This is a genomic window from Amycolatopsis sulphurea (assembly GCF_002564045.1).
Classification (GTDB): Bacteria; Actinomycetota; Actinomycetes; order Mycobacteriales; family Pseudonocardiaceae; genus Amycolatopsis; species Amycolatopsis sulphurea.
In genome coordinates, this window is the sequence record NZ_PDJK01000002.1 from 4,777,854 (window position 1) to 4,790,179 (window position 12,326).

General features: G+C 70.5%; 13 protein-coding genes. 4 read left to right on the forward strand and 9 right to left on the reverse strand.

Annotation, left to right across the window (positions count from 1 at the left end; translation table 11 throughout):
• The first annotated feature begins 5 nt into the window (after window positions 1-5).
• Together ATK36_RS27955 and ATK36_RS27960 are read left to right on the forward strand one after the other, a co-directional pair.
• Complete coding sequence (locus ATK36_RS27955) at window positions 6-716, forward strand: CoA transferase subunit A (RefSeq protein WP_098514185.1); 711 nt, start codon at window positions 6-8, stop codon at window positions 714-716.
• A complete protein-coding gene (locus ATK36_RS27960) occupies window positions 713-1,339 on the forward strand; it encodes a CoA transferase subunit B (protein ID WP_098514186.1) in 627 nt (208 codons plus the stop codon). The genes ATK36_RS27955 and ATK36_RS27960 overlap by 4 nt, the downstream gene beginning before the upstream one ends.
• A 66-nt stretch (window positions 1,340-1,405) precedes the next feature.
• Here the strand turns inward: ATK36_RS27960 and fahA are convergent, their stop codons facing one another.
• From fahA to ATK36_RS28005, 9 genes are all read right to left on the reverse strand, one after another.
• The gene (gene fahA / locus ATK36_RS27965) at window positions 1,406-2,572 is read right to left on the reverse strand and encodes a fumarylacetoacetase (RefSeq protein ID WP_098514187.1); all 1,167 of its coding nucleotides are present in this window, start codon (window positions 2,570-2,572) and stop codon (window positions 1,406-1,408) included.
• Window positions 2,569-3,402 carry a hypothetical protein gene (locus ATK36_RS27970; RefSeq protein WP_098515235.1) on the reverse strand — a complete coding sequence of 278 codons (834 nt, stop codon included), beginning with the start codon at window positions 3,400-3,402 and terminating at the stop codon, window positions 2,569-2,571. The genes fahA and ATK36_RS27970 overlap by 4 nt, the downstream gene beginning before the upstream one ends.
• Window positions 3,402-4,601, reverse strand: coding sequence for a homogentisate 1,2-dioxygenase (locus ATK36_RS27975; protein WP_098514188.1), 1,200 nt, complete (start codon window positions 4,599-4,601; stop codon window positions 3,402-3,404). Before ATK36_RS27975 ends, ATK36_RS27970 begins: the two co-directional genes overlap by 1 nt.
• 113 nt (window positions 4,602-4,714) lie before the next feature.
• Window positions 4,715-5,248: a MarR family winged helix-turn-helix transcriptional regulator gene (locus ATK36_RS27980; protein WP_098515236.1), complete on the reverse strand. Its 534-nt coding sequence runs from the start codon at window positions 5,246-5,248 to the stop codon at window positions 4,715-4,717.
• 43 nt (window positions 5,249-5,291) lie between these two features.
• Window positions 5,292-6,611, reverse strand: a complete 1,320-nt coding sequence (locus ATK36_RS27985; protein WP_098514189.1) for an MFS transporter — start codon at window positions 6,609-6,611, stop codon at window positions 5,292-5,294.
• Between the two features lie 9 nt (window positions 6,612-6,620).
• On the reverse strand, window positions 6,621-8,057 hold the full coding sequence (locus tag ATK36_RS27990; RefSeq protein ID WP_098514190.1) for an FAD-dependent oxidoreductase: 1,437 nt from the start codon (window positions 8,055-8,057) through the stop codon (window positions 6,621-6,623).
• A complete protein-coding gene (locus tag ATK36_RS27995) occupies window positions 8,054-8,848 on the reverse strand; it encodes an SDR family NAD(P)-dependent oxidoreductase (RefSeq protein WP_098514191.1) in 795 nt (264 codons plus the stop codon). The genes ATK36_RS27990 and ATK36_RS27995 overlap by 4 nt, the downstream gene beginning before the upstream one ends.
• Complete coding sequence (locus ATK36_RS28000) at window positions 8,841-9,665, reverse strand: SDR family NAD(P)-dependent oxidoreductase (RefSeq protein ID WP_098514192.1); 825 nt, start codon at window positions 9,663-9,665, stop codon at window positions 8,841-8,843. Before ATK36_RS28000 ends, ATK36_RS27995 begins: the two co-directional genes overlap by 8 nt.
• Before the next feature lie 27 nt (window positions 9,666-9,692).
• A complete protein-coding gene (locus tag ATK36_RS28005) occupies window positions 9,693-10,127 on the reverse strand; it encodes a nuclear transport factor 2 family protein (RefSeq protein WP_098514193.1) in 435 nt (144 codons plus the stop codon).
• Window positions 10,128-10,233: 106 nt separating this feature from the next.
• On the opposite strand from ATK36_RS28005, the gene ATK36_RS28010 reads away from it, so the two are divergent.
• Complete coding sequence (locus ATK36_RS28010) at window positions 10,234-10,956, forward strand: IclR family transcriptional regulator (protein WP_245915254.1); 723 nt, start codon at window positions 10,234-10,236, stop codon at window positions 10,954-10,956.
• 301 nt (window positions 10,957-11,257) lie between these two features.
• Window positions 11,258-12,265, forward strand: coding sequence for an aminotransferase class V-fold PLP-dependent enzyme (locus ATK36_RS28015; protein WP_098514195.1), 1,008 nt, complete (start codon window positions 11,258-11,260; stop codon window positions 12,263-12,265).
• Window positions 12,266-12,326 lie beyond the last annotated feature (61 nt).

Consider the following 12,326-nt stretch of genomic DNA (forward strand, 5'->3'; position numbering starts at 1 on the left):
ATGCCGTGCCGGTGAAGTACCGCGCTGCCGCGGAGGCGCTCGACGGGACGCTGACCGACGGGATGACCATCGCCGTGGGAGGTTTCGGCCTCACCGGGAACCCGTTCGACCTGATCGAGGCGGTCCGGGACTCGGGCGTCCGGGAGCTGACCATCGTCTCGAACAACATGGGCGTCGACGGGATCGGCCTCGGCATCCTGCTGGAGAGCCGCCAGGTCCGCCGGGTCGTGGCCTCGTATGTGGGGGAGAACAAGCTCTTCGCCCAGCAGTACCTGGACGGCACGGTCGAGGTCGAGTTCGCCCCGCAGGGCACGCTCTCGGAGCGGCTGCGGGCCGGTGGCGCGGGCATCCCCGCCTTCTACACCCGGGCCGGAGTGGGCACCCCGATCGCCGAAGGCAAGCCGCACGCCGAGTTCGACGGCGTGACCTACGTGCAGGAGCGGGGCATCGTCGCCGATCTCGCGCTGGTGCACGCGCACACCGCCGACCGCGCCGGGAACCTCGTGTACCGCTACGCGGCCCGCAACTTCAACCCGCTCGTGGCCACCTGTGGCCGGGTCACCGCGGTGGAGGCCGAGGTCCTGCTGGACGGTTACCTCGATCCGGAAGTGGTCGTCACGCCCGGGGTGTATGTGAAGCGGCTGATCGAAGTCACCCCGAGGGAGAAGCCGATCGAGAAACGCACGGTGCGCGAGCGGGAAGGGGCGCAGGCATGAGCTGGACCCGGGACGACATGGCCGCGCTCGGCGCCCGCGAGCTGAGCGACGGCGACTACGTGAACCTCGGCATCGGCATCCCGACGCAGGTGGCCAACCACCTGCCGGACGGGCTGCAGGTCACCTTGCACAGCGAGAACGGCATCCTCGGCCTCGGCCCCTTCCCGTGGGCCGGCGAGGAGGACCCCGACCTGGTCAACGCGGGCAAGCAGACGGTGACCCTGGCGACGGGCGGCAGCTTCTTCGACTCCGCCGAATCGTTCGCGATGATCCGCGGCGGGCACATCGACCTGGCCCTGCTGGGCGCGCTGCAGGTCGGGGCGAACGGCGATCTGGCCAACTGGACCGTGCCGGGTGCCCTGGTCAAGGGCATGGGCGGGGCGATGGACCTGGTCGTCGGCGCCCGCCGGGTCGTGGTGCTCACTGATCACGTCGCCCGCGACGGCAGCCCGAAGATCGTCGAGAAGTGCACCCTGCCGCTGACCGGCATCGGCGTGGTGAACCGGATCATCACCGACCTCGCCGTCCTCGACATCACCGAAGACGGCCTCCGTCTCGTCGAGACCGCTCCCGGCGTCACCGCCGACGAGGTCCGCTCGAAGACCGGCGCCCCCATCGCCTGACCTTCAGCAAAGCTGTGAAGGGGCCCTTCACGGACTCAGAGTCCGTGAAGGGCCCCTTCACAGCTTTCAGCTTTGCCGCGCGGGCAGGACGCGGCCGCGGAGTTCGCCGAAGCCGAGCTTGGCGCCGGAGGCGGTGGTGGCCGTGCCTTCGAAGACGACCTCGTCGCCGTCTTCCAGGAACGTGCGGGGTTCGCCGTTCACGGTGAGCGGATTGCGGCCGCCCCAGGACAATTCCAGGAACGAGCCGCGTTCGGCCGGTTCCGGGCCGGAGATGGTGCCGGAGCCGTACAGGTCACCGGTGCGGGCCGAGGCGCCGTTCACCGTGAGATGCGCGAGCATCTGCGCCGGTGACCAGTACATCTCCCGAAACGGCGGGCGCGCGACCTCTTGGCCGTTCCACCGCACGGTCACCTCGATGTCCAGCCCCCACGGCCGGCTCTCGGCCAGATACGGCAGCGGCACCGGATCGGTCTGGCCGGGCAACGGGATCCGCGCCCCGTCGAGGGCCAGGATCGGCACCACCCACGGCGAGACGGACGTGGCGAAGCTCTTGCCGAGGTTCGGGCCGAGCGGGACGTACTCCCAGGCCTGGATGTCGCGCGCGGACCAGTCGTTGAGCAGGACCGCGCCGAACACGTGGCGCGGGAACTCGGCCGGCGAGATGGGGCTGTTCGCCGGCGTTCCGGCGCCGACCACGAAACCCAGCTCTGCCTCGATGTCCAGCCGGGTGCTCGGGCCGAACACCGGGCCGTCCGGGCCTTTCCGCTGGCCGCATGGCCGCACCACGCCGGTGCCGGACACGTAGATCGTGCCCGCCCGGCCGTGGTAGCCGACCGGGAGGTGTTTCCAGTTGGGCAGCAACGGTTCCGCGTCCGGGCGGAAGAGCCGCCCGACGTTCGACGCGTGGTGCTCCGAGGCGTAGAAGTCGACGTAGTCGGCCACCTCGAAGGGCAGGTGCAGGACGACTTCGCCGACCGGGTGCAGGGCTGCGGCGGGCGGTTCACCGGCCACGAGATCCTGGATCCGCCGCCGCACTTCGACCCAGCGGTCGTAGCCCTGTGCCATGAACGCGTTCAGCGCCGGCTCGGCGAACACCTCGTCGCCCAGCGCGACGGCGAGGTCGAGGACCTGATCACCGATGCGGACGCCGACCCGCGGGGCGCCACCGTCCGGGGAGAACACGCCGTAGGGCAGGTTTTCGGGGCCGAACGGGGAATCGGCGGGCAGGTTCATGCGGGGGCTCCGATCAAGCCTAGGTCGGTGAGGTCGGTCAGGGGGTCGCTGATGCTGCAGGTGCCGAACGAGGTGAACCGTTCCCGGGCGAGCGCCAGCCGATCCGGAGACAGCCGGCGGATCCGCGTAGCGATCGCCTTCCCGTCGCGCTCGGCGAGCAGTGCGACGACCTCGTCCTCCGGGGCGGAACGGGCCACGGCTTCGGTGGCGAGCAACAGATTCAGGAAGCCGTGCTGCTCGAAGCCGGTCTCCGTGTCGGTGTTGCGAATCGCGTGGTGCAGGCCCGCGGTCGCCTTGAACGCGACGCCCGCCTTCGCTGCTTCCCGGACGGCCGAGGCGAGTTCCGCTTCGTCCGGGTAGTACTCCGCGGACGTGCCGCCGGTGCGGAACTTCGCGCGGTGCGGCGTGCCGGAAAGCGCTTGCAGTAACGGGATTCTCCGGTCGTCCCGCGGGATCTCCACCGCGACGGGCGCGACGCAACCGTCCACAGCGGACCGGAGCGCGGACACGTCGAAGCCCAGCGGTATGGCGACCTCCAGGGCTGTGACGGTGACCGGCAGTTCGGCGGCTTTCGCGAGGACGCCGGGGATCCCGTCCGGACCGGCAGGCAAGGTGACCACGATCGGCAGCCTTGTCTTCCGTCCGAAGAGGATTGGACCGAGGTCGTTCAACGCCGCCGCGGAGACCACCAGCGGGCCGACCATCTCGGCATACCACGCGGCGGCGTGACGGTCGTGCGCGGCGACCGCGTCCGGCAGCGGGGCCAGCCCGGGCGGGAAGATCGCCGCGTCGTCGAACAGGCCCCGGGCCAGCGCTGGTACGGCGCGGATCACGAGAGCGGTCCGCGCCCGGCCCAGGTCCAGGCGTAGCCGGGGTCTTCGCCGGCGACGCCGCCTTCGCCGAGCGCGAGCGGGCGGAAGGTGTCGATCATCACGGCCAGCTCGTCGAAGAACTCCGCGCCGAGCGAGCGTTCCACCGCGCCCGGCTGCGGGCCGTGGCTGTGCCCGCCCGGGTGCAGGCTGATCGAGCCCTGCTCGATGCCGGACCCCTTGCGTGCCTCGTAATTCCCGCCGCAGTAGAACATCACCTCGTCGGAGTCCACATTGGAGTGATAGTACGGCACCGGCACCGCGAGCGGGTGATAGTCGACCTTGCGTGGGACGAAGTTGCAGATCACGAAGTTGGTGCCCTCGAAGACCTGATGCACCGGCGGCGGCTGGTGCACCCGCCCGGTGATCGGCTCGAAATCCGAGACGTTGAAGGTGTACGGGTACAGATGCCCGTCCCAGCCGACCACATCGAACGGATGCGCCGGGTACACGTACCGGGTTCCGGTCACGCCCTCCGCGCCGCGGTGCTTCATCAGCACCTCGACGTCGGTGCCTTCGGCCAGCAGCGGTTCGTACGGGCCGTGCAGATCGCGTTCGCAGTACGGCGCGTTCTCCAGCAGCTGGCCGTAGCGGGACAGGTATCGCTTCGGTGGCGCGATGTGCGAGTTCGCCTCGATCACGTACGCACGCAAGGGTTCTTCACCGGCCGGCAGCCAGCGGTGCGTGGTGGCGCGGGGGAGTAGCACGTAGTCACCGGCTCGGGCGGACAGCGCACCGAAGACGGTCTCCACGGTCGCCTCGCCGGACTCGACGTACACGCATTCGTCGCCGATGGCGTTGCGGTACAAGGGGGACGCCTCGCCGGCCACGGCGTAGGAGATGCGGACGTCACCGTTGCCCAGCACCAGCCTGCGCCCGGTCACCACGTCGGCACTCTTCCAGTCCTGGCCCGCGAACAGCGAGTGCAGCTTCAGGTGCCGTGGCTTGAGCGGGCGGTTCTCGGTGAGCGTCTGATCCGGCAGCTCCCACGCGGTCGCGTCGACGATCGCCGAGGGCACGCCCCGGTGGTAGAGCAGCGACGAGTCCGACGAGAAGCCCTCCTCGCCCATCAGCTCCTCGGAATAGAGCCCGCCGTCCGGGGTGCGGTGCTGGGTGTGCCGTTTCGGCGGGACGCTGCCCACGCTGCGGTAGTAGGCCATCGGGTCGCCTCCTCGGGCGAGTGTTCCCGCACCTGATCGGCGCGAGGAATATAGTTAAAGTGTGTACTAGTTTTCTGTCAGCGTAACCCACGGGCAGAGGGGAGGGAAGGGGGTCAGCGGCGGGTGGCGAAGCCGGCCCGGCCGGAGATCAGCTTGTCCAGCAGCAGCACGAGCACGCGCTGCTCGGCCTCGGTGAGCACCTCGACCCAGCCCGCCTCGCGTTCGTTCTGCGCGGCGAACACTTCCAGCATCTCGGCCTGCCCGGCCTCGGTCAGCGAGAGCCGCACCGACCGGCCGTCGCGCTCGGCCGGGGTGCGGGCCAGCAGCCCGTCGCCGACCAGGGTCTTGGCCAGGTTCGAGACCGCGGCCCGGCTCATTCCGGTGAGCCGGGCCGCGGCCGAGGGTTCCAGCGGCCCGGCCAGCCAGGCCACGAACAGCAGGCGGAACGCCGACCAGGAGCGGCCGCGTGGCCGGTGCACGGCCGCTTCCAGGTCGTAGGTGACCAGGTCCGAGGCCCGGTTCAGGGTGAGCAGCACCTCGGTGGCCAGGCCGTGGCGGAACCCGAACTCCCCGGACAGCCTGCGGTTGGCCAGCGCGATGAACGACCAGAAGTCGAGCGCGTCGGGATCCGGGGCGGGTTCGGTCATGCCGAGCACTCTAGTTGCGCCGGCGGGGTAGTCAATATCGAAACTACTTGCGGATCCCAGCCTCGCGCGGCACCTTCAGGAACGCCAGCAGCACCGCGGACAGGATCAGGCAGCCGATCGGGAAGTACAGCCCGACCGTGACGTCGGTGTCGGTGGCCGCCAGCCCGATCGCGTAAGGCCCGAAGAACCCGCCCAGCGCGGCGATCGAGTTGATCGCGGCCAGTCCGACCGCGGTGTGCTCCTTCGACAGCACCCGCGAGGCCATCGCCCAGTACGGCGCGAGGTAGCCGAGCACCCCGATCGCCGCCAGCGAAAGGCTGATCAGCGAAAGCGCGGGCACCGACTTGAACTGGATCGCCCCGAAGAAGCCCAGCGCGGCCGCCAGCACCAGCGTGATCACGTGACCCTTGCGTTCGCCGGTCCGGTCGGAGTTACGGGCCAGCAGCAGCATGCCGACCGCGCCCACCACGTACGGAATCGCGCCGAGCAGCCCGATGTTCGTGGCCGAGTACTTCGGATCCAGCTGTTTGACGATGAGCGGCAGGAAGAACGTGAGCCCGTACAGCCCGCAGGCGATGAACAGGTTCGAGACGGCCAGATGCAGCACCTTGCCGTTGCGCACGGCGCGCAGCTGGCCGAGGAACGTCTCTTTCTCCTCGGGCTGGTACTCCTTGTCGATCTCCTCCTGCAGCCAGCTGCTCTCCTCGCGCGTGAGGAACTTGGCGTCGGCGGGTTTGTTCGGCAGCCACAGGAAAGTGGCGACGCCGAGCAGCACCGCGGGCGCGCCCTGCAGGATGAACACCCACTGCCAGCTGCTCATCCCGAACCAGTGCACGTGGTCGAGGATCCAGCCGCCGAACAGGCTGCCGAGGATCAGCGCGATCGGCTGGGCGAGGGCGAGCGTGGCGATCGCGCGGCCGCGCTCCCGGCCGCGGAACCAGAACGTCAGGTACAGCAGCAGCCCGGGGAACAGCCCGGCCTCGGCCACGCCGAGCAGGATCCGCGCGATGATCAGGTGTGTCACGCTGGCCACGAATCCGGTCAGCACGGTCACGATGCCCCAGCTGATCGCGATCCGGCCGAGCCACAGCCGGGCGCCGACCTTCTTCATGATCATGTTGCTCGGGACCTCGAACACCACGTAGGCGAGGAAGAAGATCGCCGACGCGACGCCGAAGGTGGCGGCGGTGATGCCCAGCTCGGTGGCCATGCCGAGCTGGGCGTAGCCGATGTTGGCCCGGTCCATGTAGTTGAACACGTACAGCAGGCCGATCAGCGGCATCACGCGCAGCCCGACCTTGCGGATGGTGCGGCGCGCCAGCGGCGAATCCGCGGCTGTGGTGGTGGCGGCGGGGACGGTCATGGGGATTCCTCAGGCGGGAGAAGGGCGGGCGTGGCCCGCGGCGGTGCGGCCGGCGATCCGGCCCATGGTGACGGCGTTCGCGACGGCGTTGCCGCCGCCCACATAACGGAGGCCCAGCACCCCGGCACCGGCCTCACCGGCGGCGAACAGCCCGGGTACCCGGTTGCCGCGTGCGTCCAGCACTGCGGCACCAGCGTCGATTTCCAGCCCGGCGTGCGTACAGACCAACTCGGCGGGCAGCGTGCGTGCCGCGTAGAACGGCGCGGTGGCGATTTCGGCGGGCGGCTCGGCGACGCCCTTGGTGGCCAGCGTCTCGTGCCGGAGGAACTCGGTATCCTTGCCACCGTGAGGAAGTTCCCGGTTCCAGTGGTCCACGGTAGCCTGAAGCGCGGGTTCGGGCACGGCCATCTTGCCGGCCAGTTCGGTCAGCGATTCCGCGCGAAGGGTGCGCCCGGCGTCCGCTTCGGACTGAACGTGCTCGGCGCTCCAGTGCGCGTAACCCGGGGGCAGGTCGCGGCGCGCGCGTTCGTCGAAGACCATCCACACAGGACCGTCCTGGGCGGAGATGATCCCGCTCGACACGGCGTAGGAGGCGTCCTCGTCCATGAACCGGCGGCCGTGGGAGTTCACCAGGATCCGTGACCGTGGCGGGAATCCGGACTGCCAGTGGTGCAGGCGCTGGAAATACGCGGTGGGCAGCAGCAAACCCCTGCCGTGACCGGTGATCGACGCACCGACCTGCGTGCCGAAGGCGAAGTGGTCGCCACGCGAACCCGGTGCGGCGACGACGAAGAGGTCTTCCCCCGCAGCGTCCGCGTCCGGGTAGTACTGGCTGCGCAGCGCCGGGTCCTGCGAGAACCCCCCGGTGCACACGACGACCGCGCCCGCGCGGACCTCGATGCCGTCGGCGACCACACCGGTCACCCGGCCCTGCTCGACCAGCAGCCGTTCCACGCGAGTGTTCAGCACCGCCTCGGCCCCGGCCTGCCGCCGCGCCCGGTCGAGCACCTGCACCAGCCCGTAGCCCTGGTCCTTCGGCACGTGCCCGCGCCAGACGTCCTCGACGCCTGCCCGCGTCAGGCCCGGCGTATGCGCGTCGTGGGACAGCTTCGCCGGAATGTCCACGCCGAGCCCGATCAGCCATTCCACCGCGGCCCCGGCTTCGGTGCAGAACGCCTTGACCAGACCGGGTTTCAGCTGCCAGTGGTTGAGGTCGAGGTAGTGCTGGAGAAACCGGTCCGGGGAGTCCTGGACGCCGAGCGCGGCCTGCACGCTGGTGCCCGCGGCGGTGAGCATGCCCGCGGACAGCAGGGTGGAGCCACCGAGTTCCCGTTCCGATTCGAACAGCAGTACCGAGGCACCGTGTTCGGCCGCCGACACCGCCGCGGCCAGCCCGGCGCCGCCTCCGCCGAGCACGACGACGTCGGCCTGGTGCTGCGCGCTCATCCGAGCTCACCTCCGGCTTCGGCGAGAATCCGGTGGTACAGCCCGTTGGAGACCAGCCCGCCGTCCGCGGTGATCTCGCTGCCGGTCAGGTATCCCGAGCGGTCCGACAGCAGGAACAGCACCACGTCGGTGATCTCCTCCGGGGTGCCCATCCGTCCGAACGGGACACTGCCGAGTGCGGCGGTGACGAACGAGTCCGCCCCGGCGAGCAGCCCGGTGTCCACCAGTCCGGGGTGGACCGAGTTGACCCGGATGCCCCAGCTCGCGAAATTGCCGGCGGCCGATTTGGACAGTCCGGTCAGTCCCCATTTGCTCGCCGAGTAGGCGGGGGAGAAATAGCCGATCTGCCCGGAGATCGAGGAGATGTTCACGATCGAACCGCCGCCGGAGTCCCGCATCAGCGGGGCTGCCGCGCGCATCCCGTGGAACGGCCCGGACAGGTTCACCGCCAGCACCTGGTCCCAGATCTCCGGGGTGGTGTCCGGGAACTCCAGCCGCCGCGAGATCCCCGCGTTGTTGACCAGCCCGCCCAATCCGCCATGCGCCGAACGGATCCGGCTCGTCACGTCCGTCCACTGTGCTGGGTCCGTGACGTCAAGTCGATATGCGGTGGCCTGTCCGCCGGTCGCGACGATCTCCTCGGCCACCGCGTCGGCGCCGGCGAGGTCGGCGACGCACACGTGCACCCCGCGCCGGCCGAGGGCGAGCGCGTGCCCGCGGCCCATCCCGTTCGCCGCGCCGGTGATCAGCACGACGCCGGGATAGCGCACGGTCTCGACTGCGTCAGACATGCCGGGAACCACCGTCGACGGCGAGGCTGTGGCCGGTCACGTAGCGTGCACTGTCGGAGAGCAGGAACAGCAGCACGCCGAACACTTCTTCGGGCGAACCGATCCGGTGCAGCGGCACCGCGTCGAGTGCTTTCGCCAACGCCGGGGCGTCGTCCTGGATCCAGCGCGTCATCTCGGTGTCGATGTAGCCCGGTGCGATCGAGTTGACCCGGATGCCCTGGTCGCCCAGCTCCACCGCGAGCGATTCGGTGAGATGGGCGACGGCGGCCTTGGAACTGCAGTACGCCGCGCGCCCCTTCCGCACCCGGACCGCCGAGACCGAAGCCATGTTCACGATCGCGCCGCCCGGCTGCATCTGCGCGGCGGCGGCCTGCGCTCCAAAAAGGACGCCTTCGACGTTGACCGAAAGCGTGGCCCGGATCTGTTCCGGGGTGATGTCCGGGACCTCGGCGAACGGGAAGATTCCGGCGTTGTTGACCCAGAAGTCGAGCCTGCCGAACTCCGCCATCGCGCGCTGTGCCAGCGCGGCGTGCTCCTCGGCCCGCGTGACGTCCACTGTGGACGCGACAATCCGGCCGGCGCCCGGTTCCCCGGCCGGCGCGGTGTTCAGCTCGTCCGCGGTGGCGGTCATCGCGGCGATGTCCAGATCACCGGCCACGACGTGCACCCCACGGGTGGCGAGGCCGGCGGCGAACCGTGCGCCCATCCCGCGGGCCGCGCCGGTGATCACCGCTACCTTGCCCGGAAGTTCCGGGTACTGCGCGGTGATCGGCTGGTGCTGCACGCGGCCGGGGCCGGTCGGTCCGGGATTGCTCATGGTGCTCCTTGTTCTCCTTCTTCAGGCTCAGCCGTCGCGGCGCACGGTGCGGCGGCGGACCCGCCAGCCGTCCACGGTGTGGGTGAGCTCGTCCTCCAGCACGGTGATCCGATGCAGCCGGGGCTCGCCGCCGGAGGTGGTGCCCACGATCTGCAGATAAGCCCGCGCGCGCAGGGTTTCTACGGACTGTCCGGTTCGTACTTCCACTGTGGACACGACGTGTCGCAGTCGTTCCCCGGATTCTTCGCAGCCGGCGTGGAACCGCTCGGCGAACGCGGTCAGCTCCGCGGTGCCGATCGCCGGCTCCGGGTAGCTGGGCGAGTCGAACCGCCCGTCCGCGGCGAAGGTGGCGGCCCACTCGGCCGCGCGACCGGAGTCGATGGCGTGGCTCTGCCGTCCGTAGAGCTGGTGCACGGCGAGTACATCCGCGGCCGGGACCGCGTCGCGGGGACTGTCCGCCATGCCGGAACCTCCGTTGTCCCGTTCTGCTGAGTGTGCTATATTCGCACGCACCGTGCGATATGAACGAACAGTAGGTCGCGTGCCGAGCAATCGTCAAGGGAGTGCCGTGTCCGAAACCGCGGAAGCCGCGTCCGGGAACCCCGCGGCAGCGCCGTCCCGGCCCTCGCAGTCGAAGACGCTGCATCACGGGCTTCAGGTGCTGGAGCTGCTGGTGGACCATCCGCGCGGGCTCACGCTCACCGAGATCGCCGAAGGCATCGGAGTGCACCGCACGGTCGCGCACCGGCTGGTGCGCACGCTGGAGGCGCACCACCTCTGCCGGCGCGACCGGTTCAAACGGATCTCGCTCGGCACCGGGCTGGTGCACCTCGCCGAGCCGGTGGAACAGGATCTCCGCACCCTCGCCCGTCCGGTACTGGAAGAACTTTCTGACGCCGGGGGCGCCACCGCGCACCTGGTCGTGCGCGAGGACGCCGCGCAGGTGCGGATGCTGATGATCGTGGAGCCGCGGCAGGCGCGCATGCACGTGTCGTTCCGCAGCGGCCAGCTGGACCCGATCCACCGCGGCTCGGCCGGGCTGGCGATGCTCGCCGCCGAACCCCCGCAGCCCGGGGAACGCGAGGAGGTCACCAGCGCCCGCATGCGCGGTTACGCGGTGTCCACGGGCGAGATCGCCCCGGGCATCACGGGAATCTCCGCCGTGATCCCCGCCGGGCGCGACGCGGCGGCGAGGAGCATCGGGCTGTCCCTGTTCGAGGCCGCGGACGCCGACCGGCTCGGCGCGCTCGTGGTCGCCGCCGCCGGACGGCTGGGCGCATTGCTCAGGTGAGCCGGGGTGCGGTTCGTGCAGGTCTGCCCACCCCGCCGTCCGAAGTGGACGCTGGAGCCCGGCACCTGGTCACCCCCGCCGCCGCCCCTCGGCCCCACTCGCCCGGCGCCAAGGCTGTGAAGGGTCCCTTCACAGCCCCAGAGTCCGTGAAGGGACCCTTCACAGCCCTGCAATAGGCGGCCGTGGGTCGGCGGGCCGCTGCCGGTGCCGCCCCCGGCGTATTCGGAGGTCGCCCGATTGCGGCCGCCGCCTCGCCGGTAATCCCGATTGCGCCGGTAACCCGGCCGGTACTGTCGGCCGCGTGCCTGCCTTCGGAGCCGAATTCGCCGTCCCCGCCGGATATCTGAACACTCCCAGCATCGGCGTGCCGCCCGCGCCGGTGGCGGACGCGGTCGAGCGGGCGGTGGCGCGCTGGCGGACCGGGCAGGACACGCCGGGCGGGTTCGACGAGGCCGTGGCACGCTCCCGGCAGGGTTTCGCGCGGCTCGCCGGGGTTCCTGCCGACCGGGTCGCGGTCGGCGCTTCGGTGTCGCAGCTGGTCGCCTGCGTCGCGGGCGGGCTGGCGACGGGCTCGCGGGTGCTCGTCGCCGAGCGCGAGTTCACCAGCGTGACCTTCCCGTTCGCGCAGCGTGCGGAGGTCACCGAGGTGCCGCTTGAGGAGTTGGCCCGGCACGTCGAAGGACACGACCTGGTGGCGGTGAGCCTCGTTCAGTCCGCGGACGGACGGATCCTGGACACCGCCGCATTGCGCGCCGCAGCCGAGGCCGCCGGGGTGCCGGTCCTGATCGACGTCACGCAGGCGGCCGGCTGGCTCCCGCTGGACGTCGCGTGGGCCGACTGGATTGTCTGCGCGGGCTACAAATGGCTGTTCGCACCCCGCGGCTGTGCTTGGCTCGCAGTGCATCCGCGGGCACACGAGCGGACCAGCCCGGTCGCCGCGAATTGGTACGCGGGTGACGATCCGTGGTCCACTGTGTACGGAATGCCGCTCCGGCCGGCCCCGGACGCTCGCGCGTTCGACCTGTCACCGGTCTGGCTCGCGCACGTCGGCGCGGCCGAAGCCTTTGGCTGCTTCGGCACGCTGGACCTCGCCGAGGTCCGCGACCACAACGTCGCACTCGCCGACCTGCTGCTCACCAGGCTGGGCCTGCCGGAACAGGGGAGCGCGATCGTGGCGCTGGAGGCCGACGCGGCGCGGATCGCCGAGGTCGGCGTGGTCGCGAGCGTGCGCGACGGCCGCGTCCGGGTGGGTTTCCATCTCTACAACACCGCTGACGACGTCGAACGCGTTCTCCGCGCATTCGCCTGAGCGCCCGCACGACGGTGAACTACCGTAGGCCCGTGGTCAACCCGCAATCCCCCGCCAGCCC

Coding starts and splice junctions, on each gene's coding strand:
- ATK36_RS27960 (WP_098514186.1), top strand. CDS start 713: ATGAGCTGGACCCGGGACGACATGGCCGCGCTCGGCGCCCGCGAGCTG.
- ATK36_RS28000 (WP_098514192.1), bottom strand. CDS start 9,665: ATGAGCAATCCCGGACCGACCGGCCCCGGCCGCGTGCAGCACCAGCCG.
- ATK36_RS27995 (WP_098514191.1), bottom strand. CDS start 8,848: ATGTCTGACGCAGTCGAGACCGTGCGCTATCCCGGCGTCGTGCTGATC.
- ATK36_RS27980 (WP_098515236.1), bottom strand. CDS start 5,248: ATGACCGAACCCGCCCCGGATCCCGACGCGCTCGACTTCTGGTCGTTC.
- ATK36_RS27990 (WP_098514190.1), bottom strand. CDS start 8,057: ATGAGCGCGCAGCACCAGGCCGACGTCGTCGTGCTCGGCGGAGGCGGC.
- ATK36_RS27985 (WP_098514189.1), bottom strand. CDS start 6,611: ATGACCGTCCCCGCCGCCACCACCACAGCCGCGGATTCGCCGCTGGCG.
- ATK36_RS27975 (WP_098514188.1), bottom strand. CDS start 4,601: ATGGCCTACTACCGCAGCGTGGGCAGCGTCCCGCCGAAACGGCACACC.
- ATK36_RS28005 (WP_098514193.1), bottom strand. CDS start 10,127: ATGGCGGACAGTCCCCGCGACGCGGTCCCGGCCGCGGATGTACTCGCC.
- fahA (WP_098514187.1), bottom strand. CDS start 2,572: ATGAACCTGCCCGCCGATTCCCCGTTCGGCCCCGAAAACCTGCCCTAC.